The organism is Nonomuraea sp. NPDC048882 (assembly GCF_040649755.1).
Classification (GTDB): domain Bacteria; phylum Actinomycetota; class Actinomycetes; order Streptosporangiales; family Streptosporangiaceae; genus Nonomuraea; species Nonomuraea maheshkhaliensis.
This window is the reverse complement of sequence record NZ_JBEZGB010000011.1, coordinates 1-21214: the sequence shown is the minus strand read 5'-3', so window position 1 is coordinate 21214 and position 21214 is coordinate 1. Positions and strand designations below refer to the sequence as shown.

Annotated in this window: 14 protein-coding genes; 6 read left to right on the top strand and 8 right to left on the bottom strand. The window is 64.2% G+C overall.

Annotated elements, in window-relative coordinates:
• Positions 1-2 precede the first annotated feature (2 nt).
• Positions 3-2921 (top strand): DUF499 domain-containing protein, encoded by a 2919-nt coding sequence (locus tag AB0C27_RS34070; protein ID WP_357852550.1) that lies wholly within the window; start codon positions 3-5, stop codon positions 2919-2921.
• 41 nt (positions 2922-2962) lie between these two features.
• Here AB0C27_RS34070 and AB0C27_RS34065 read toward each other — a convergent pair whose 3' ends face one another.
• Complete coding sequence (locus AB0C27_RS34065; RefSeq protein ID WP_357852548.1) at positions 2963-3508, bottom strand: hypothetical protein; 546 nt, start codon at positions 3506-3508, stop codon at positions 2963-2965.
• Between the two features lie 804 nt (positions 3509-4312).
• On the opposite strand from AB0C27_RS34065, the gene AB0C27_RS34060 reads away from it, so the two are divergent.
• The gene (locus AB0C27_RS34060; RefSeq protein ID WP_357852545.1) at positions 4313-5170 is read left to right on the top strand and encodes a DUF6551 family protein; all 858 of its coding nucleotides are present in this window, start codon (positions 4313-4315) and stop codon (positions 5168-5170) included.
• A 54-nt stretch (positions 5171-5224) separates the two neighbouring features.
• A complete protein-coding gene (locus AB0C27_RS34055; protein ID WP_357852542.1) occupies positions 5225-7045 on the top strand; it encodes a DUF262 domain-containing protein in 1821 nt (606 codons plus the stop codon).
• 642 nt (positions 7046-7687) lie between these two features.
• Here the strand turns inward: AB0C27_RS34055 and AB0C27_RS34050 are convergent.
• A complete protein-coding gene (locus AB0C27_RS34050) occupies positions 7688-8974 on the bottom strand; it encodes a hypothetical protein (RefSeq protein ID WP_357852540.1) in 1287 nt (428 codons plus the stop codon).
• 134 nt (positions 8975-9108) lie between these two features.
• Positions 9109-9516 (bottom strand): NUDIX domain-containing protein, encoded by a 408-nt coding sequence (locus AB0C27_RS34045; protein WP_357852537.1) that lies wholly within the window; start codon positions 9514-9516, stop codon positions 9109-9111.
• A 7-nt stretch (positions 9517-9523) separates the two neighbouring features.
• On the opposite strand from AB0C27_RS34045, the gene AB0C27_RS34040 reads away from it, so the two are divergent.
• The 3 genes from AB0C27_RS34040 to AB0C27_RS34030 are packed head-to-tail and all read left to right on the top strand — an operon-like array spanning position 9524 to position 12392.
• Positions 9524-10855, top strand: coding sequence for a replication initiator (locus tag AB0C27_RS34040; protein WP_357852534.1), 1332 nt, complete (start codon positions 9524-9526; stop codon positions 10853-10855).
• Complete coding sequence (locus AB0C27_RS34035) at positions 10852-11043, top strand: helix-turn-helix domain-containing protein (RefSeq protein ID WP_357852531.1); 192 nt, start codon at positions 10852-10854, stop codon at positions 11041-11043. Before AB0C27_RS34040 ends, AB0C27_RS34035 begins: the two co-directional genes overlap by 4 nt.
• A complete protein-coding gene (locus AB0C27_RS34030) occupies positions 11040-12392 on the top strand; it encodes a tyrosine-type recombinase/integrase (protein WP_357852528.1) in 1353 nt (450 codons plus the stop codon). The genes AB0C27_RS34035 and AB0C27_RS34030 overlap by 4 nt, the downstream gene beginning before the upstream one ends.
• Before the next feature lie 765 nt (positions 12393-13157).
• Here AB0C27_RS34030 and AB0C27_RS34025 read toward each other — a convergent pair.
• From AB0C27_RS34025 to AB0C27_RS34005, 5 genes are all read right to left on the bottom strand, one after another.
• The gene (locus AB0C27_RS34025) at positions 13158-13940 is read right to left on the bottom strand and encodes a carbohydrate kinase family protein (protein ID WP_357852525.1); all 783 of its coding nucleotides are present in this window, start codon (positions 13938-13940) and stop codon (positions 13158-13160) included.
• The gene (locus AB0C27_RS34020; RefSeq protein WP_357852522.1) at positions 13933-17370 is read right to left on the bottom strand and encodes an ADP-ribosylglycohydrolase family protein; all 3438 of its coding nucleotides are present in this window, start codon (positions 17368-17370) and stop codon (positions 13933-13935) included. The genes AB0C27_RS34025 and AB0C27_RS34020 overlap by 8 nt, the downstream gene beginning before the upstream one ends.
• A gap of 243 nt (positions 17371-17613) precedes the next feature.
• Entirely contained in the window at positions 17614-17994 is a 381-nt protein-coding gene (locus AB0C27_RS34015) for a hypothetical protein (protein WP_357852519.1), read from the bottom strand.
• Positions 17995-18161: 167 nt separating this feature from the next.
• Positions 18162-20171, bottom strand: a complete 2010-nt coding sequence (locus tag AB0C27_RS34010) for a hypothetical protein (protein WP_357852516.1) — start codon at positions 20169-20171, stop codon at positions 18162-18164.
• Between the two features lie 38 nt (positions 20172-20209).
• Positions 20210-20503 (bottom strand): hypothetical protein, encoded by a 294-nt coding sequence (locus AB0C27_RS34005; protein ID WP_357852514.1) that lies wholly within the window; start codon positions 20501-20503, stop codon positions 20210-20212.
• Between the last annotated feature and the right edge of the window lie 711 nt (positions 20504-21214).

Genomic DNA, 21214 nt, shown 5'->3' with positions numbered 1-21214 from the left:
CTATGAGCACTCAGCCACGCGCCACCGAACACTGGGCGGACGTCCTAACCCTGCGTCCGGAGGTCCGCGCCTCCGACGGCTCCGTTGGTGAGCTGCAGATGTCATTGCATAAGGCCGTCTACCAAACCGTTGATGTGCCCTATCGCAAGGTCGACTACTACATCGACATCACCCAGCCCACGCCGAATCTCATCGGCTTTTTCAGCCAGATCGCTCGGAGGCTCGGGAGTAACGCAGATGCCGCCGCGCTGTTCCACCTTGACCAGGGCATGGGCGGGGGGAAGTCACACGCACTCGTCGGTCTTCACCATATGGCGAACAAGCCCGAGGAATTCTTTTCCACAGCCTTCGGACAGCTCATCAGGCGCGAGGCCGAGTTCGCGGGTACTGAGGTGAACCTCAGTGGCTCCCAGGCCATAACACTCACCGCTGACTACTTCTCGCCCGGCAAGCCTACTGAGACCTTCGGCCCGGCAACTAATCTGTTCGAACGTTTTATCTATGCCCTGGTTGATGGAGACCTCGACCGGTATCACCACTGGGTCAGCATGGGACCCAACAAGGCCACCATCCAGCAGGCACTGACCGACGCCGGCTGCCCCGTGCTCATCCTGCTTGACGAGCTTATGGACTATGTTCTCGCGCTTGCCGACGCAGAGCACGTGGCTTCCATGCCCAGTGAGAAGGCGTTCCTCAATGCGCTCATGGACGCCTGCGACGACGTTCCCCGGGTCGCGTTTGTGGTCGTGATGATTCGTTCCGAACTTGACGAGCGCGGCTACCCCTTTCAGGCCGAAGACTTTCGGGACTACGTTGCCCAGCGCCTGGTCCGCAATGGGACTACGGTGGCCGTTACCGAGGCGCAGGACTTCGCTTCCATCATCCGGCGGCGCTTGTTTGAAGTGCCGACCGATGGCCAGCTGCCCACCACAGCCCTCGGTGAACAGTACGTCGCCGACGCCGCTGGGTCCTGGCGCGATTCAGTGTTCGACAAACTCGGAGCCAACCGTGGCACGGTGGGCCTGCCGGACCGTGTCGGCGGCAGTTACCCGTTCCACCCCGAGCTGATGCGGGTGGTGCGTGACGAGTGGTCCCAGGTGCAGGGCTTCCAGCGGGTCCGGTCCACCGTTGCCATCTTCGCGCGCACCGCGCTGCACTGGGTCACCGAGCATCGCGCTGGGCGCTGGGCGCCCGCACTCATCAGCGTCGGTGACATCCCCCTGACCGTCGCTCTCGAGCAACTGCTCTCCTCGGGTCTGCTTCTTGGCAACGACCGCGCCATTCAGGGCTACCGCGCGGTCGCCGGAACCGACGTAACCAGTACCGACGGGACCGGCGGACGCGCGGTCAGCGTGGACGCAATCCTCACAAGCAGCGGTATCACACTTGGCCAGCCCGCTCCCGCGGTTCGGATGGCCAGTGCACTGTTCTGCTACTCGCTCGTCGGGCGCGCCCAGGGACGACGCGGCGCCACCAAAGCAGAGTTGCTCGCAGCAATCTTCGAGCCCGGCCGTGATGGGGCCCCAGCCTTCACGGCGGCCGAAGAGGTCTTCAATGCCCTTACCAGCGATGAGGGTTTGGGCGCGCTCGAGGTCTACAGCCCTCCAAATGCACCGGCTCGGTACTACCTATCCATCAAGCAGACCCTGCGGATGTACTTCACCGCCGCGATGGCGTTGGTCAAGCCCGAGGACCGCGACGCGCTCATGTGGGAATTCGCTCAGAAACTGGCGAGCAAAGGCCCCTTTGACGAGGTCACGCTGGTCGACCGGCCCGCCGACGACTCAGCGGCCTTGGACGTCATCTTCGAAGGAGTCGACTCCACCTCCAACCGTCTTGTGATCTTGGATCCACGGCGATGGACGCTGCTAAACGGCAAGGACACTGCCAGCCGCGCGGACATCGAAGCACTGCTCGGGCTGGGCCCGAAGGGACTGCGCGTCGATAACGCCGCGAGTTGCGTCGTGGCGTGCGTCAACACCCAACGTCGCGACGTCGCGCGCAAGCGTGCAGGGGAGTACCTCGCGTGGCGCTACGTCATCCGCCAGATCGACGACACCGACGATGAACTGACCGAGGCAGGCGCCAAGCTCTCCGAGGTCGAGGGGAAGCTGAAGCAGGACGTCGCCAAGGCCTACCAGCATTACGCCTACCTGCTGCGTGCAGGCGGCCTCAATGTCGAGTTCAGGCGCTTCGACGAAGATACCCGCAGCGCGCTTCGTGGCGACAACGTCTGGGCACAACTGGTCATCGACGGCCGAGCGACCCAGCCCGGTGGCCTCGCTGCTGACTACGTCGCCGCCCTGTTGGAAACCTTCGATCGCGCCCTGACCCCACGCGAGCTCGTTCAGGCCTTCTATAAGAACCCCAGCTTCCCCTTGGCGCCATCGACCGACGAGATCCGCCGCGTCATCTTCGACCTCGTCACAAAGGACTGGGAGCTCGTAGATTCCGACGCCAACCGTCTTGCGGTGGCCTCGCCGGGGCAAATCCAGATCAACTCGATCAGCCAGTCCCTCCGGCGTAGGACTTCCGAGCCGGAGTCCCCAACGCCGACACCTTCGGAGAAGACTGACGACGAACCATCACTGGTTAGGATCAAGCCGACAGGCCCATCGACGACCACACCTGTCACCCCACCCACACCTACGCCGGAGGTGACCCAGGGCTCCACGGTCTACAAGCGGTACGCAGTCGAACTGTCCAACCGCAGCATCACCTCACCGGAGAACCGCGACCAGATCTGGCAGCTGCTGAAGGAGCTTGCAAAGACGCTGGACCCTGCCAATCCGCAAATTCCTGACCACCAGCTCATAGATTTCAAGGTCATCCTGACCACCCAGGAGGGGCACCAGGGCGGCGTGACGGATAAGGCCCGCCACATCGGCGCAAAGGTCACCGAGGAGCTCGACGACTTCTAAGAATCCGCCAAACAGCCCTCGCATCTCTGCGGTGCCGACCGTCAGCGCCTGTGCAGTCCCCGCGGCACTGGTAGCCCGGTGCCGGAGTCGAGCACGAGGCGGTCGCCGAGTGGTCGCGCCAGCATGACGGTGATCGTAGCCGTCTTGAGGATGTCCAGGCACACCTCAACGGAGTTGGATCTTCTCTCGTTCACGTCGACGACCACCACTCGGCCGGTCTCGTACGCACGTGCCCCGTGAATGGTGTCGCAAGCGCCATGGCCATACCGAAGAAGCAGTTCGTTCGGCTTGCCGGCGACGAGGTCGAACGCCATCACCTCTTCGACGTCCCCCTGCACCCGCTCGGGACGGGCGGTGACGGCTGAGGGGTCGACCGCCACATGGACCTTCTTCTGCTCGAACCCCTCGACGGTGAACAGCCAGGCGGCACCTGGATCGTGCCGCGGCTGGTCTCCAGTGGGAGACTTGCCCAGCCGGGCGCCGGGCACCCGGAGCGGGCGGCATCCCTTGGCCGGGCACTCGTCTTCGATGAGGTCATCCGGTTTGCTGAACTCCGCGTACGCGCTCGCCGCTGTGATGAGCGGCACCTATGAGACCCCGCCGTCCGCCATTGCACGTCGGCGCGATCCGGGGAGTCGGTGGGGAGTTTGGCTGCCAGTTGCCAGGCGCCGTTGTGCGAGCTTCTATTCACCCAGGCCGGGATTTGGCTTACGTGGTTCCATCCTTGTGGGTTCAGAACTCCCAGGGCGACGAACCCTTTGCGCCAGGCGCAGTCGTGGGCCGAGCCCTGCCAGTGCTCCGCCACCTCCTGGGCGCGATCGTCGAACTCGTCAGGCGACAGGCCGTGGGACCTACCGGGCGAGGCCTGACGGCCCTCGCCGCAGGAAGACAGGAGCAGCACCAGGGATAAGCACGCGATCACTCTTCGCATGAGACCTCCTCCACTCCCATGGTCAGCCAACGCCCGGCGCCTCCGCTTGGCTTTCCGGGTTCTGACGATCTCCTCCCGAGGACGCACTTGAACAGCCCCGGCCCCGCACGGTGAGCGTCGGAGTCGGCGATCGTCACTTCCTCATGTCATAAGAAAAAGTGCAATTGGGATAAAGGCTGACATGGCGCCCACGGCGGCCACATCTTAATCGCGGGCGCCGACTGGAGTTATCCGCATGCTCGCTGAGATGATCTCGGAGGAGATGTCCATTTGCGCAAGCGTGCGCCACGTAGCCGTTGCATTCGGAGCGGTCGGGTAAGGTGGATTTGGTAAACATGCCCCTTCGGCTGCTGATTGTTCTATAGCCTGGTCATGCTTCAGCGCCGTCTCCCGCATCCGGGAGCTGACTCTGTGTCGCCGTCATCCCCGCTGGGATGCTGACACGAAAGGAGTGGGGCCTATGTCCAATAGGGACTACAGCTACGATATTTCAGACCATTCGATCGAGTATGTCGAGGTGGATCCGAGGGCCATCAAGTTCGATCCACGTGCACAGCGCAGCCTCAACAAGGCACGTGCGCAAGCTATCGCTGAGAAGTTGGTCCCAACCGCGCTCGGGACGCCGATCCTCTCGCGGCGTGATGATGGCCAGTATGCGGTGGACGGAATGCACCGCGTCTACGCCTGTCAGCTCATTCTGGCGGGGAACGTCAACGTCAGGGACAAGGTCCGTGAGGACGTCCAGACGATCACCTGTGAGATCCACTCCGGCCTGTCGATGGCGAACGAGGCGTCTCTCTTCATCATCAAGAATAAGGAGTCCTCGAAGGTCGGTCCGACGGATGAGTTCAGGATCGGTGTTCTAGCTGGGCACCCGCTGTTCGTAGACACGAACATTGTTCTTGAGAAGCATCAGCTCAAGGTCGGCAGCCGCACCACCAACGCGGTGCGAGGTATCAAGGGAATCCTTGACGTTGTTAAGGAGTACGGCCCCAACATCCTGGATCAGTCGCTCGCCGTAGCTGAGGAGGCCTGGGGTCGCACGCCTGACACGTGGCACTCCGTCACCATCGGTGGCATCGCTATCGTGCTGAACCGGCATCCCGACGTGGTTAAACCCCTGGAACTAGCGCGGAAGCTCAAACGTCAGGGCGATCCCCTCTCCTTCAAGGCGAAAATTCAGACCATCGCGACAAACGGTAACACCCGTCTCGACGGCACCAAGGGCCGGCTCAAGGCGGCCCACCTAGCCGTTGCTGCTGCTTGGAACTCGAACCGTCGCGTAAACCGCATTCCTGTTCCGAACATCTTCGAGTAGCCCCGGGAGCATGAGTAATACAAGCAGACGCCACATCACGTCGAGGGAGTAGGAATGCCGGAGCCAGTAGTCAACGTTGACCTAATTCCCGTCGAGAGCCAAACAAGAACTATACAGACCTGTTTTCAACAGTGTCTCTACGAGGTCCCGAATTTTCAGCGTCCGTACAGCTGGTCTACAGACCAGCTAGAAGATTTTTGGGATGATGTTGTTCTAGCACGAGGCGATTTCTTTTTCGGTTCTACCGTAACATGGGTAAGCCAAAAAAGAGAATTGTTCAACGATACATATTCAATCATCGATGGCCAGCAGCGCCTCACGACGAGCACGATCATCCTATCGGTGATTCGCGATGCACTGCTGGATGTCAGCAAAAAGAATGATGCGACAGAAGGCGTATCGCTATCCGCAAAGAGCCAGGCGAATGCCACACAAAAATACATTATTGCGACCGACGATGATGGTGTCCCGCATCGGGTCTTGGTCCGCCCGGAGGCTATGTTCTACGAACATATTCAGAACCCGAGCGCGATTCCCTCCGGCGTTAAATGGAATGGCAGTGCGCAGCGCATCGGAGAGGCAAGGAAATTCTTCGAGGGTAGAATAATAAACGTCCTCAGTGGCCGATCTGCCGAGGAGCAGGTTGACCGACTCAAAGCGATTAGGGCGAACGTCCTAAAGGCTCGGGTAATCCAGGTGGAACTAGCTTCAGAGGAAGATGGGTTCCTAATCTTCGAGACCCTAAATACGCGAGGGGCCGATCTCCTACTCTCCGACCTGGTGAAAAACTTGCTAATTCGGGGCGGCGCCAGGGATGTTCCTGACCGAAAGGCGATTGCTACGCGCTGGGAGAGCATCGTCAATAGAGTGCAAGATGGTCGTACCAGTAATGATGTAGTCGACCGGTTTATCTGGCAGTCCTGGAACTCTCGCCGCGACGCAGCCACCGAGCCAGAGCTATTCAAGAAGATTAGCAGTCTGGTGGGATCAGAATCCACGAAACATCTGTCTTATTTGCAAGAGCTCGAAGTGGATTCTTCGACATATGAATGGCTTGAACAGGAGCATGTCCAGGTTCAGCAGGCTAAGCACGGAGGCAGCCGCAACGCTCTCGCCGTTCCGGAGGTCGTTGATAGCATTCGCGCACTTGCAATCTTCAACGTCTCGGTGGCAAACTCAGCCGTGCTTGCTGCCGCCCGAAAATACCAAGAAACGAATCTCCTAAGCCGATCCCGGCTTATCGAGGTTATGCGCCTCCTGGAGAACTTCCACTTCCAATTCACGGCCCTGACAAATAGCGGGTCAACTGGCGGAACGCGCGGGCGCTATAACAGATTCGCGGTTCTCCTTGAAAAGGCCGAAAACAAGGATAAAGTCGCAGTCGCGATCAAGGATTTGAGGGCGAAACTGCGATCAAGTCTTCCCAGCCGCAGTCTGGTCACCAAGGCGTTTGAAGAAATCTTCTATGCACCCTCCCTGCGACTTAACCAGGCGCAGAAGTTGCGATCACGCAAGATTTTTGTAGCATACGTTCTTATGACTTTCGCCAAGTCGCACAAGTTGTTGCCGGCTGGGCAGAATCTTGAGACGTGGTCGATTGAACACATAAAGCCTCAGTCATTGGGTACGGACAACACAAAGAATCCCGTCTACTCAATCGGAAACCTCACGCTACTTACATACGCACTAAATAACGATCTCGGAAACGCTAAGCTGCCCATCAAGTTGGCCGCTCTTCGTAGCGGAAGCGCATATTTTGACCCGGAGCTTGAGTCGTGGTCGGCTAATGTAGCCGAGTTCCCATTGGACGATCAGATAGCGTCTCGCGGTGCCCGGTTGGGTGAGGAAGCGCTGGACAAGGTGTGGAGTATTTAACGCCCATAACTGGTGTCCGATCGGGAGGGATGCCCTACCGCTAGCCTCTCTGTTTTTCAAGGGCAGTACTCTCTGTCGTGAGGTTGGGCGGAATCAACTAGAGACGTCGAGGATCTTGCAGCGCCCGATCACCTCGGGGTGGAGTTCCCCACCGGAGGCAAAAAAGCGTCATGCACGAACAGTCGGCGCTTTGGCGGCCATCAGGGCCGGCCCGCCCTTTCTTGCTCCTGAGCATGTGTCTCACCGCTGCAGGGCGCTGCCCGTCGTCCTGCCTCTGGCGCGGCAGGCGGCGGCGCAGCCGGGACCGGCCGAAGAGCCGCACGCCCGGCCGCGACGGCCGCCCTCAGCGCCGCCGTCGCCCGCAGGGCGGCGGCTTGAAACCGTAGAGAAAAGTCTCATCCAGTAGACCAAACATGGCTCTGACCTGGGCTTTTCTGTCGTTAGGACGCGCGGGAAGTCTCGGTTGATGCATTACAGAGTGGGCTGTTGCTGCTCGGCCGCCCAGCGCGAGTCGCCGGATCGCCTTCAAGGCGGTGGCCGGGGACGCGGTGGACAACTCTGGCGCGTAGGGCGGTCGAGTCTGAAGGTTGGATCATGTGATGGAACCATGCGGGAGGCCAAGACGGCAGTTTCCGAGGGACCTCAGCTCCGTACGAGCAGGCCCCGGGCCTTCAGCTTGAGGATGAGCCCGTGCGGCAGCGCGGGACAGTTGTGCACCCGGACCTCCTTGAGAGACGGGAGGGCCGCGACCTGGCCCAGATCGCGCAGCTGGTGGCAGGAGCCGAGGTCCAGCGTACGCAGGGCGGGCAGGTCGAGCTTGCTTTCGCCGAGGGTGCGCAGGTTGTGGACGTAGACCAGGCGGAGCTCCTCCAGGTGGTGCAGCCCGGAGAACGGGGTGAGGTCGGTGAGCTGGTTCAGGCCTTGGACGGTCAGCTCGCGCAGGGCGGGCATGCGGGCGAGCGCGGAGAAGTCGCGCAGGTCGGTCGCGTAGATCAGGGAGATCCTCGCCAGCGACGGGTGGCCCTCGAGCCCGTCGAGCGAGGCGAGCCGCTGGTGACTCTGGATGGTCACCGAAGTCAGCGCGGGTAGCCGTGACAGCGGGCGCAGGTCGGGCAGTGGGGCGTGCGGCAGGCCGAGGGTCGTCAGCCGGGGGTGGTGGCCGAGGCCGCTCAGGCTCTTCAGGCCGGTGCAGCCGTAGAGCCCGAGCGTCTCGAGTGCGGGCATGGCGGCGATGCCGTCGAGGTCGATGAGGCGGGGGCAGTCCAGAGTCAGCTTGGTGACGGAGTGGAGGTCGCGCAGCCCTGTCAGGCTGTTGATCTCAATGTGTGAAAGGTTCAGCTCTGTCAGCGCGGGCAGCCCCGACAGCCCGCTGACGTCGTTGATGGACCGGCAGTAGGTCAGGTCGAGCCGGCGCAGGTGGCGCAGCGCGGGCAGCGGGGAGAGGTCGGCGACCCTGCGGCAGTGGGCGATGCGGAGGTTCGTCAGCCCGGCGAGCGCGGACAGGGGTTTGAGGTCGCTGACGTTTCCGCAGTCGTCCAGCTCCAGCTCGCGCAGCCCGGTCAGTGCGGCCACCTCGGACAGGTCTGTCAGCTTCTTGCACTCTTCGAGGGCGAGGGTGTCGAGCATGGTCAGATGGCGCAGTCCAGTGAGCGAGTCGCGCCTGCTCAGGCTCAGCTTCGTGCGGCCCTCGGCGATGAAGGCGGGGGCGAGCACGCGCTCGGCGAAGCCATCGGGATCGAGCGCTCGGTGCCAGAGATTGAGCAGGTCGTCCGAGGTTCGCTGCGCGATCTCGGCGTAGTCGGCGGCCAGATCGAGCGCCTGGGCGTTGCGCGAGCGCAGCACGAGTTGCCGGACGGCCATCCAGGCCTTGGCCGGGGACGCGTTCGGTAACTGGGCGCGCAGGGCGGTCACATCGGGTGGCTGGGTCATGCCCGGAAACGATAGGGGGCGGGGCCGACGCTTTCGGATCAGAACGAGAAACCGGGCGGTCTGAGCGGCGGATATATCGCCGGATCGGCTGCGGGCGTCGCGGTTGATGCTTGACGCTACTGGCTCGGACTGGCTCAGCCGATGTGCGGACTGCCGCCATGGAGGTAGTGGCTGATCCTGAAACGCATGGAGTCGTGCATGCTGTAGTCGCCGACCTGGTGCCGCGGTACCCAGCGGACCTCTCGGGATTCACTGCTCGGCGTCGGCTCTCCAGCGACGGGTCGGGCCGTGAGGACGAGGGAGAACTCCTGCCGAACTTCGTCGTTGCTGGTGTAGTGGATGACGTGGTTCGGGTCGCTGTAGGTGCCGACCAGGCCCGTGATCTCGCAACTGATCCCGGTCTCTTCGAGAGTCTCCCTAATGGCTGCCTGGGGGATGGACTCGCCGAGGTCGATGGCGCCGCCGGGTAGGGCCCAGTTGTCGTTGTCGGACCGGCGGATGAGCAGCAGCTCGCCGGCCATCTTGCACCACCCACACGCCATAGCTGGGATGATCTCCCGACTCCATGACCCCGACTACGACCGCTGGGCCTGCCAGATCAAGCGCACCGGCGGCTGCCGACAGCCCATCCACCTGCGCGGCAAGGTCGAACACTACGACCAGGCCACCGGCCGACTTCTCCACCGCTACAGCACCACCACCGAGCCCAACGGCGTCCTGCGGGTGCCGTGCAAGACCCGCCGTGTCACTCGCTGCCCGGCCTGCGCCGAGGTCTACCGCGCCGACACGTACCAGCTCGTCCGCGCCGGCCTTGTCGGCGGCAAGGGCGTACCCGAGACGGTCAAGTCGCACCCGTGTCTGTTCGTCACTCTCACCGCCCCGTCGTTCGGCGCCGTACATACGCGGCGAGAGAAGAACGGCAAGACCCTGCCCTGCCATGCCCGCCGCAACGCCGAGACCTGCCCGCACGGGCAGGCGATGTCCTGCACCGATCGACACAGCTCGGACGATCCGCGGCTCGGGGAGCCGTTGTGCGCCGAGTGCTATGACTACGACGGATCGGTCCTGTTCAACGCCATCAGCCCGGAGCTTTGGCGGCGCTTCACCCTCGCGCTACGCCGCCGCTTCGCCAGGCTGAACGGCCTGACCGTCAAAGCCATGCGCAGCCAGGTGAGCATCGCCTTCGCCAAGGTCGCGGAATACCAGCGCCGCGGCGTCGTCCACTTCCACGCCGTCATCCGCCTCGACGGACCGAACGGCCCCGACACCCCGCCACCGGCCTGGGCAACCGCTGACGACCTCGACCAGGCTGTCCAACACGCCGCCGCCGCGGTGACAGCAGAGGTCAAGCCTCTGGGGCGTGCCTTCCGGTGGGGGACCCAACTCGACAGCCGTCGCATCACCCTGGACGGAGATCTCACCGACCAGGCTGTAGCCGCGTACATCGCTAAATACGCCACGAAGGCGGCCGAGTGCGTCGGCACGCTGGATCGGCGCGTCCAACCCCTCGACGACCTGAACGCTCTGCCGGTACGGGAGCATGCCCGTCGGCTGATCGCCGCCTGCATGCGCCTGGGCAACCGCTCCGGGCTGGCCGATCTCCGGCTCATCCACTGGGCTCACATGCTCGGCTTCCGCGGCCACTTCTCCACCAAGAGCCGCCGCTACTCCACCACGCTGGGCGCCCTGCGTGCCGCCCGCGAGGAGCACCGGCGTACCGAAGAGATCACCACTGGGCGCCTGCCGCTCTTCGACGAGGACACCGTTCTGGTCGTCGCCCATTGGCAGTACGCGGGACAGGGGCTGTCCCTGGGCGAGCAGCTCCTCGCAGCGGCGCTGACTGGCGTCCCCCTCCCGAGCGTCGGCGGTGGTCCTCGATGAGCAGGAACGACCAGTTGCTGACCGTGCCGGAGGTCTGCGCCGAACTGGGCGGGGTCTCCCGCCGCACCTTCTACCGCTGGCGCGAACTGGGCCGCGCGCCGGTCTGCGTCCAACTGCCCAACCTCGAACTCCGCGTCTGGCGGAGCGACCTCATGACCTGGCTCGACGCGCGGCGGGAGGGCAAGTGAAGACCACGTACGACGTGAGGCTCGGCCAGGTGCAGCAGCGTGCCAACGCCTTCATCGCGCGCTGGCGGGTGGCCGGCAAGGGGAAGTCCAAGAGCTTCCGCACAAAAGGGCTGGCCAACGCCTTCCTGTCGGACCTGCGGCAGGCGGCGAAAACGGGGGAGGAGTTCGATGTTGCCAGCGGCCTGCCGGTGTCGATGGTGGCGGCTGAACCGGAGGGGCCGTCGTTCCTGGAGTTCGGGCAGGCGTATGTCTTGCGGCGCTGGAACTCCTCGGCGGCCCGGACCCGCGAGACGGACGCGTACGCGCTGCTCACATTGATCCCCGCCCTGGTCAAGGACGCTCCTCGCCGCCCCGCTGCCGAGGCATTGCGCGAGGTGCTGCGCATTCACGCTCTCCTGCCGGAAGGCAGGCGCGTCGCGCTGGACCCGTCGCAGGCCGCGGCGTTGCGCTGGCTGGAAGGGGCGTCGCTGCCCCTGACGGCGCTGGGGGAGGCGGACGTGCTGCGCACGGCGCTCGATGCCATCTCGGTCACGTTCGCTGGCACTCCGGCTGGGGCGAACACCGTGCGCCGCAAGCGTGCCGTCCTGCACCACCTGCTGGAGCACGCGGTTGAGCAGAAGGTGTTCGGCACCAACCCGCTGGACGGCATCAAGTGGTTGGTGCCGAAGGCGGTGACGTCCGTCGATCCTCGGACGGTCGTCAATCCCGCTCAGGCTCGGCTCCTCCTGGACGCCGTGCCCAAGGTCGGCCGCAAGCGAGGCCCGAGGCTCAAGGCGCTGTTCGCCTGCATGTACTACGCGGCGCTCCGGCCTGAGGAGGCGGCCGATCTGCGGCTGAGGAACTGCACGCTGCCTGAGGAGGGATGGGGGCTGATCGTGCTGGAGAAGGCCCGGCCGCAGGGCACGAAGCGGTGGACGAACTCCGGTGATACCCACGAGTCGCGCAGTCTCAAGCACCGCGCCGACAGGGAGACGCGAGAGATCCCGATCCCGCCCGTCCTCGTCGAACTGCTGCAGGAGCACATCGCGACGCACGGCACTGCCGAGGATGGGCGCATTTTCCGTACGAGCACCGGTGGCACCTACTCCAGCTCCGCGCACTCCTACGTCTGGCAGGAGGCACGGAAGCTCGCCCTCACTCCGGCCCAGGTCACCTCGTCGCTCGCCGCCCGCCCGTACGACCTGCGCCATGCGGCCGTCTCGCTCTGGCTCAACGCGGGCGTCCCGGCCGTCGAGGTCGCGAAGCGTGCCGGCCACAGCGTCGATGTCCTCCTGCGGGTCTATGCCAAGTGCATGGACGGGCAGCAGGACCAGATCAACGGCAAGATCAACGACGCTTTGGACGACTGATCCCGTTCTCGACAGGTTTGGCCCCGGCCTGGCCGGGGCCTTGACCTTCGACACCCGAGTCATTCCCGCTGGAGCCCGTCACGTTGCGCCACCCTGGCATGCACGGGCCGCGAGAGGAGGACCATGGACAGTGATCAGAACCCCTCCGAAGAGCCGCGCCGAGTGGGGCGTCCGCCGTATGGTCTGCCGATACGTGACCGGCGCCGGTCCGCCGCCGCGTCCGACTCGCTCGGCTGGAGACGGTACGCAACCCCGATCCCGCCCGCTCCTCGTGGCCGGCGTCTTCGGCTGCCGCGGTTCGTGATCGTCGCCGGGCTGCTCGGGAGCATCAGCGTCGGCGTCTGGTCGATCTCGTGGCATGCCAACAGCTCCACGCCTCGTACGACGGTCGTCGCGATGCCGACCCCCCGTGCTGAGACGGTCGTCCCTCCTTCCTCGCAGTCTCCAACCTCCTCCCCTTCCAGCTTGGCGCCTGGAAAGCCGCCGTCTTCGGCGGAACCCAAGCCGCGTCACAAGGCGGAGAAGAACGACAGGAAGCGCCGACGAGCAGCACCGGTTGTGCCGCGTCCGGTTCCGCCTCCCGCGAGCAGCCACGTCGAACGGAAGGCACCGGCGCCTCGTCCCAAGCGTGCGGAGGAGCGTCGACACGTGCACCGTGAGCCGCGGAAGGTCTCGCCGTACGTCGGTTGGTGCGATGAGCTGTTCCCGCCGTCCCGTCCTGAGCATCGGATTCGCAACCAGGCGTGCCGTGCTCTTCTGGGATAGCTATAGGCCCGTGTTCGGCATGGACGATTTCGTTTGAACGGTGGTGGCAGCCCAGGTGAGGCCCAGTTTTACGCCTTCCGCGAGGGTCCGTTTTTGGGCGAGTTCCCAGAGGAAGCCGGCGGCGAAGGCGTCGCCTGCTCCCGTGACGTCCACCGCCTCTGTGGGGATGGCCGCGTAGTGGGTGCGCTCGCCTGATGAGTGGACGGTGACGCCCTCGGCCCCCTCGGTCACGATGGCGGTGGTGTCCTCGGGAATCGTGGAGAAGTCGTTGTGGGACCCGATCAGGTAGCGCATGGCGGGGGTCGTGCCCGGGGGGACGCTGGTGACGAGGGCTCCTGCGGCTGCCATTGTCTCGGCTGGGATGGTGAAGGGGGCGTGCCAGGCGGCGAAGTAGACGATGTCTCCGGGGGCGACCTCATCGACGGGGATCGTGATGGCGTGCAACAGGTCGGGGTGGATGCCGATGATCGTACGTTCGCCGTCCGGTTCGATGAGCAGGACGACTGAGGACGTGTGCCCTGGCAACACCTGGACATGGTCGATGCCGACCCCGGCTACCGTGAGGGTCGTCGTCATGTTGCGGCCGGCGGCGTCGTCCCCGACGTAGCCGACCATGTGGACGCGGCCTCCTGCTTGGCTCAGCGCGACGGCGACGTTGGCTCCTGTGCCGCCGGGCCGCTCGACGCTCTCGCTGGCCTGGACGAAATGGCCGCTGGGTGGGATGTGATCGACGTACAGGGCCAGATCCCAGGCAATGGGACCGATGATCCAGAAGTCAGCCATGCGCGGCCTGCCGCGTGGCGCGCAGTCCTTCGGCGAGGGTGTTCAGCTGTGGTGGGAGCGCGACTTGCGGTGTCCAGGGGATGTCCGCCGTGTCCTGGCGACAGTTCAGAATGCCTCCGACGATTGCAGCCACGGTGTCAGTGTCCCCACCGAGGCTGACCGCGTACCGCATGGCTTGTACCGGATCGTCGTGAAGGTGCAGTACGTGGAGGATCGCGCCCAAGGTGTCCATGACGTCCAACGACACCCCGCCTGGGCTGGGCACCCATCCTGTGGGGATGGGGATCGCGAAATGATCCAGCTCTTCGCAGGCGACGGCGATGAGGTCCTCGGCGGGGCAACCCTCCAGCGCCCACGATCCCATGGCCGCCACTGCGCAGGCGGTGGCGAGGGCGCGCGGGTCGGCGTGGGTGGTTCTCGTCATGCGTACGGTCAGGTCGCGGCGGCGGTCGTCCTGCGTGGCGGGCATGGCCCAGCCGATGGGGAGCACTCGCATCATGGCGCCGTTGGTTGCTCCGCCCTCGGCTGTCGCTGCTCCGGTGGTCGTGAAGCGTTCCACCGCTCTGCGAGTAGTGGGGCCGGCGCCGCGCATGGTCGGAAGGGCTGCGGCCAGGGCTTGGAGGAAGGCCATCTCTGAGCCGCCGGTGTCGATGAGGCTCCGGGCGAGCAGGATGAGTTGTTCCGTGTCGTCGGAGGTGCTGCCGAGCGGCCAGTCTCCTCGGGCGTTGATCGTGTCGGTGAGGTGGATGTCCTGGGGCGATTTGCCCTCCCAAGGGACGCCGAGGGCGTCTCCGCAGCAGAAGCCGGTGAGGCCGTTAAGGATGCGCTGCGCGGGCGGGACTGCCTGGTCCGGGAAGAGCTGCGTGAGAACGCCGAAGCCGCCCCAGGCGATGGCGCGGCGGCCGCGGTCGGCGTACTGGACGCGTTTCCGGCCCTGCGGGGCGAGGCGGGCCAGGGAGAGGCAGGCCGACGCCACGTCGTATGGAGTGCCGTGATGTTCGAACTCCTGCAACGCCTGCACGGTCAGCTCCCATGCGGCCGTCTCGTCGCCTTCGGCGCGGCGGACGTCGGCTTCGCTGTGGGTGACCTTGGCGGCGAGGAGGCCGTCGCCGAGGTCGCGGGCCATGCGGCCGGCTTCGGCGAGGGCTTGCGCGGCTTCCCGCACCTGGCCGAGGCCGCATCGGGCCTTGCCGAGGCTGTGCAGGGACTGGGCGATGCCGCGGGCGTCCTCTGAAGCCTTGCGGATGGCGAGGGCTTCGGTCTGGCTGTCTAGGGCGGTCTGCCAGGTGCCTGTGGCTTCGGCGACGAGTGCCGCGTCTTGGAGCAGGCCGGCGTACAGGGCCTGGTCGCGCTGATGGATGGGACGAGCGGCGACGTCCCTTAGGGCCTGAGTGATCAGGGTGTCCGCTCGTTCCACGTTGCCGGAGAAGTATTCGATCTCGCCGAGGAGCTTGAGCCACGGTGCCTGGTCGGTGGAGGTGCTCATGCCCTCGGTGGCGTTCCTGCGGCCGTCCGCGAATCGCCCTCGGTACAGCTCGATCTCAGCCAGCCGGAACAGGAAGCCCTCGCGGGCGTCCTCGCCGGTGAGGGCCAGGGCCGCGTGTGCCAGCTGTTCGGCGTGGTCGAAGTCGCCCCGGCAGAAGGCGACCTCAGCGCGTACCAGGGCGGCGTGCGCTGAACTGAAGGGGAGACCGTCGATCAGGGCTTCGGCCTGGGCCCAGTTGCCGAGGCCGAGATGGGCGCGAGCCACCCGGTACAGGCAGCGGCCCTTGTCCTCGTCGCGGTCGATGCGCAGGTCACTGAGGAGGTTGGCCAGGGCGCGGCAGCGGTCGAAGCGTCCTGTGGCGAGGCTGCGGTCCATGAGCGCGACCCAGGCTGCCACTCCTTCGCCGGAGTCGAGGTGGCTCAGATGGTAGGCGGCTTCCAGCTCGGCAGTGAACTCCTGGCGTTCGCCGTAGTGCCTGGCCAGCACTTCGTGGGCCTTGCGTACCTCGTCCGGGCGGACGCGTTGCAGTGAGCGTCGCAGGATGGAGTGCATGGTGTACGCGCCGGTGCCGCTGGTCGTGCCGCCTCGGATCGGTGAGATGAAGGAGTAGGCGGTCAGCTTGGCGAAGGCGCTGCGGTCGGACGGGAAGTCGAGCGCTTGGCCGAGGTGGTGGAAGGTGTTGGCGGTGAAGGAGCGGCAGGCGCTGACGGCGAGGATGCCGTACTCGGCTTCGGCGGGTGTCCATTGGAGCAGGCGGCGGGCGAGGTCGCGTTCCTTGTCAATCAGTGCTGCGAAGCCGCCGGGGTCGAGGCGGGGGCCGGCGGCCAGGGCCACGTCCGCGCATAGGCCGAGAAAGTAGGGGTGTACCTCGTTCGGTGCGGTGGAGGCGTAGGTGACGAGCGCCGTGCGCATGGCGGGGTCGGTGACGCCGGCGAGGGTGAGGTACTGCGTCGCGTCCGCGGTGGTGAGGTGGCCGACCAGGCGGTGATCAATGTACTGCTCGGGGATGGGGAAGACGGGCGCCGACGGCCACGGCGGGCGGGTGCGGCCTGCCACGATGGCGACGATGCCGGCGCTCAGGTCGAGGTGGCCGAGCAGGCAGCGTAGCCACTCGTCGCGCATGAGCTTGTCGGCGTGAATGAGGCTGTCGGCGTCGCCGATGGCCTCGCCGAAGAACGCCTCGTGGGTGTCGAAGAGGAGCACGATCCTGGGGTGGTCGGCGGTGGCGTCGTTGAGGTCTTGGGCGAACAACCGTGGCAGCTCATCCAGGAGGTCCGGCTCGGGGACCAGGGTCAGGATATGGTCGGCGTCCTCGTGGGAGACCCTGCGTCGCATGCGGCGGCGGGTGAAGGTCTCGTCCATCCGCGAGTTGAGCAGCTGTAGGAGCTGGTGGCCGACGCGCAAGACCGGCAGCGTCAGGACGGCGTCGGCGATGTCGAGCGCGATGTCCACCTCGTTGCGAGGGAACAGCTCGGGGATGCGGTGGGCGATGTCGAAGCCCAGCTTGTGCAGGTATGTGATGGCGGCGAAGTCGAAGCGCGGGGTGGCGATGCGGTGCTGGGCCAGCTGGCGCTTGAGCATGAACAGCGCCGAGAACGCCTCCTGCGGCCGGTTCTCGCCAGCCGGGCGGGCGCCGAAGTCGATTCTGGCCACCGGCACCTGTTGGCCGTGCTCGGCGAGGCGGTCGAGCAGTCCGGTGTCGGGGGTGTCGCTGATGTCCGGCCAGCGGTCCGTGTGCAGGCAAGCGCGCTTTTCCAGGTGCCGGAGGAGTAGCGACTTGCCGTTGCCGCCGAGGCCGTACAGGTAGAGGATCCGCTCCGGGGATGGGTCGTCGTTGATGAGGGTGACGACGTGGCGGGTCAGCTCGAAGCGGTTGGCGAAGAGGTCGAGCGAGCGGTCGTGCGCGACTATTGAACGGGCTGCGCCGTCTGGAAAGATCGGCATGGGTCAGCCCTGTGTGTTTATGGGTAGCAATGTGGTGTCCCGTCCCGGGTAGACGAGTGGTGCAACGGCGTTGTTGCCCAGGACCCTTCACGGAGGGCCGCTGTCCCGCTTGGTTTTACACCTCCGGCCGGTTTGCTTCTACCTTCTTGGCTTTTCCGTTCTGCTTCTCGCGGGGTGGCGAGCAGGCGATGGTCTTCTGCGAGGGTGATGGGACATATAGTTCAATTCGGGCAATAGAGAATATTAGGCAAGAAGCAGAGGCTTCAGTTGGCGGACGAACTCGACGACGTCTGCCTTATGGTCTCGGCCTGGTCCGCCGCGGACAATCTTGATATCGAGCACCTTGGTGACGTCTCGCGTCCAGGCTCGCGCTTGCGCGCCGATGATGTTTCCGTCTGTATCCGTGATGGGAGCGCTATATCCGGGGCCGGCATCGGTGGGGAGGTCGGTGCCTTTGTCTGCAACCTTAGAATTTTGTAGGGCATCTATAGTTGAGGGGAATGGGTTGTGCAGCTCGACGGACAGCAGTGCCTTGTCTTCAAGCGCCGGGGACTTGCTGATGACGCAGTGCGAGAAGTGGGTGATCGAGGCGGAGCCGCTCGCGTAGAAGTCGTCTCTGCCCAACGCCCGCGCTATAGCCTGGTGAGAGAGAATCCCGCACTTTGCTTCTGCTGGAGGAGCTGTCACGTTACCCAGCGGACGACGATCCGCAGGAGGCGGTGGAGGTGAGGATGAGCATGACGCCGCGACAGAGAGAGCGACTGCCAACAGCGTTGTGACGAACGGTCCTCTCATGGCTTCGCTGCTTCATAGCGAGATGACGGCAGTTTGAAGCCGTCGTGGACGGCCTGGGCCGTGTTATTGAAGATGCCAGCGGCCGTCGAATGCTTGAGCCACTCGTCGTACGCGTACGCCTCGTCTGCATCCATCTGGTCGGGCGGCTTTATGCGGCCGTCTATGAGGAAGTTTCCCGTCGAACGCTTGGCGGAGTTCTCGAAAGCGTGAGGGTGGCTGCTACCGGGCGCGTTCTCATCGCCGAACAGGCCATGGCGGAGCATGACGTTGGCTGTCAGGAACTTGAACAGATTCTGGCTTTGTGTCAACTTGTCCGCTGCTTCATCGCGAGCCTTTTCTCCTCTGGTGGGCTCCTGATTGTCGCTCACATAAGCCTCAACAAAGTCGTAGACAGCGTTCACGCCGTCTCCTGCAGGGGTGAGCGCAAGTTTGGTGGTGCGTTTTATACCATCTGTGAAAGCCTTCTCCCATTGGTCCTTACGGTCTGCCTCGTTGATGCTGGCCATATTCGCAGAGTCGACCAGGAAGTAGAGTGATTTGCTCAGTGCGGTTACTTTCGCGTTGAAGAAGTCGCCTGGGTTTCCAGACATTGTGTCCTTGATCAACTTTTGGCGGTATGCACTCTGCTCTGCCTCCGTCGCGTTGGGGTTCTGTTTCTGCCAAGTGGCGAACTCGGCTTTGATCTCGTTCGCGACTTCCGACCCGCGTGCGTTTAGGACGCGAAAGCTGTACTCTCCGTTGCTCTCTACAACGGTTTTGAAGGCGTCCGGCTCCTTGGCTGCCCAGATCAGTACACTTTTCAGTTCCTCGCGATGGAATCTGGCGGCGTGATCTTGATGGCCGGATAGGTTCGGGTCAGTGTCAGGTAGCGTCACAACGCCAGGCGTCTCAAGAATGTCGCTGTTGGCCACCCGGTGAACGTCGCTCATGTAGTCGGAGACGATCCGCGCGAAGCTTTGCCGGGTTTCGGGAAGGGACCTCTGCACCTTTTCATCTGACCAGAAGTGGACTGCCCAGGACGCAATGAGAGCAGACTTGTATCCCCGTGAGGTTCCTGGTGGTTGGCCGTGGTCACGGTAAGTCGTGCTGGCTGCCTCGATCGCTTTGCCGAGTGCCGCGCCTCTGTCGCCCCAGTAGGTCTGACGTATCAGGAAGGCCAAGGGCTTGCGTGCGGGATCGGTGAAGAAGTCCTGCGCGACTCTGGGATTGTTGGCCAGGGCGGTGGCCAGGCCGGGGCCGAACGCGAGCATGTTCTGTCTCTCGGAGGTTGGCTTCCGAGCGTTGTCGTACACCTTGTTGGCGAGGTCGAGAAGGAACGCATCATCGAAGGCGCCGTGCTGCAGGAGCTTGCCCACGATGGCGTCCTCCAGGCCCGCGATGCCGTCGGTATGGCGGATCAGCTCATCGGCGTAGCCCTTGGGTAGTCGCATGTTGCCGACGCCCCGAGAGGCCGTACCCAGAGTGACGCTGAGCAGCTTCGTCAGATGTTCCAGCTTGTCGGAAGGCGGCCCTGGCCGGCGCTCGTCGAGGGGGTTGCGAACCGAGTCGTAGAGATCTCCGAGGATGGCCTTGAGCTCTGCGGGTGGGATCTCCTTGGCTAAGGCGACTGCGAAGTATGGATCGTGCTGATGTTTTTCCAGCAGCTTCAGCGTCTCCGGCGATATCACCTTCTGTCCTTTGACGCCGTCCGCGTCCTTTCTCGCCTGCCGAAGCTGTTCGGCGGCGGATTTGGCGGCCGCCGCGCCGCCTGCGGGCGAGCTCGACGCCCACAGCGTCTCGTCCGCCCAGACCACTCCCTTGTCGAGCCCGATCTTCTGCGTAGAGACGATCAGGTCAAGCCTGCGCTGGAGACTGGGCACCTCTCGGCCGATCTGGAACCCGATATCCCGCAACAGCCCTGGCCCGGGCAGGCTGGTGCCGATCGACCTCAGAGCGTTGTAGAGCTGTGCGTCTACTTCAGACCATGACCGCTCGGTGCGTTTCATCTCAGCGATCAGCTGCGTCATGAGCTCAGGGTCGATGCCGACCCGGTTGGGAGATGGACTCACCGGAGGTTCCCGTTAGGGGGCTGTAGAAACGGCTCTCCTGGCCACTGGCCCGGTTGCCGCGCGGGCTCTGGTTCCGCGGGTATGGATTCGACCAGCGCGAGTGCCCGCTGAAAGGCGCTCTTATACGCGGCTTCCCATGTATGGCAGTCCTTGATGAGCTTGTCGGCTGCCTTGCCCTTCATCGCTCCGCTCTCCAGCAGGCCGATGAGCTTGCGCACGTCGTTGGCATGCTGGTCGCGTAACTGTTCGATCGTGCGCCGAGCGGCGGCGATCTGTTCCTGGGTCGCCATCAGTCGGGATCCTTGGATCTTGAGGACGACTATCTATGGGATCAATGTGACGATAGAGGGCTGTAGTAGAACCGTCGAGCTGAACTGCTCATATGGCATACACCCAAACATTTTCCCGGCCGATGCGTATCACTTCTGGCGGTAAACACCTCGGCCGCATCCGCGACCATGCGTCCAGCTTGATGTTCGTGACCGGGCCGCACCTTCTGCCGCCCTGGGTGTTGCGGGGCATCCGTCACGCAGGTGACGCCGGACGGCTGCGCTGGGCGGCGTCTCGTGGCGTCCTCGCAGAGGCGCGCTTCACCGTGGATTTGTTGTAGCCATTCCCTACGCTCCCAAGCGCGCCACCGATCTCAGGGCATCCAGCATCGCCTTGAAGGCATCCGATCGCACCGCTGTATCGCGGACGGGGTCGGCCACGTCATCAGGGGACGATGCCCAGGTGGGACGGGGGAGAGCTCGCCAAGATCATCCCCCATATATCCCCAGAACGCTGTCCTACGGCTGCATATGGCTGCTCTCGGCTGCCTTGGAGGCTCCTGGGAAGCAAAAGACCTGCGGCTGAGAAACCGCAGGTCGGAAGGCGAAAAGCCTGGTCGAGATGCGTGCCCCCGGCAGTGTGCTGGTTCAGGACATAGGAAACCCATGTCGCAAGACATAGGAAACTTCAACAGAGTGTGTCTCGGGACATAGGCAACCATCGCGATCATG

Coding starts and splice junctions, on each gene's coding strand:
- AB0C27_RS34045 (WP_357852537.1), bottom strand. CDS start 9,516: ATGGCGTGTGGGTGGTGCAAGATGGCCGGCGAGCTGCTGCTCATCCGC.
- AB0C27_RS34040 (WP_357852534.1), top strand. CDS start 9,524: ATGATCTCCCGACTCCATGACCCCGACTACGACCGCTGGGCCTGCCAG.
- AB0C27_RS34010 (WP_357852516.1), bottom strand. CDS start 20,171: ATGACGCAGCTGATCGCTGAGATGAAACGCACCGAGCGGTCATGGTCT.
- AB0C27_RS34060 (WP_357852545.1), top strand. CDS start 4,313: ATGTCCAATAGGGACTACAGCTACGATATTTCAGACCATTCGATCGAG.
- AB0C27_RS34055 (WP_357852542.1), top strand. CDS start 5,225: ATGCCGGAGCCAGTAGTCAACGTTGACCTAATTCCCGTCGAGAGCCAA.
- AB0C27_RS34050 (WP_357852540.1), bottom strand. CDS start 8,974: ATGACCCAGCCACCCGATGTGACCGCCCTGCGCGCCCAGTTACCGAAC.
- AB0C27_RS34005 (WP_357852514.1), bottom strand. CDS start 20,503: ATGGCGACCCAGGAACAGATCGCCGCCGCTCGGCGCACGATCGAACAG.
- AB0C27_RS34025 (WP_357852525.1), bottom strand. CDS start 13,940: ATGGCTGACTTCTGGATCATCGGTCCCATTGCCTGGGATCTGGCCCTG.
- AB0C27_RS34070 (WP_357852550.1), top strand. CDS start 3: ATGAGCACTCAGCCACGCGCCACCGAACACTGGGCGGACGTCCTAACC.
- AB0C27_RS34020 (WP_357852522.1), bottom strand. CDS start 17,370: ATGCCGATCTTTCCAGACGGCGCAGCCCGTTCAATAGTCGCGCACGAC.
- AB0C27_RS34035 (WP_357852531.1), top strand. CDS start 10,852: ATGAGCAGGAACGACCAGTTGCTGACCGTGCCGGAGGTCTGCGCCGAA.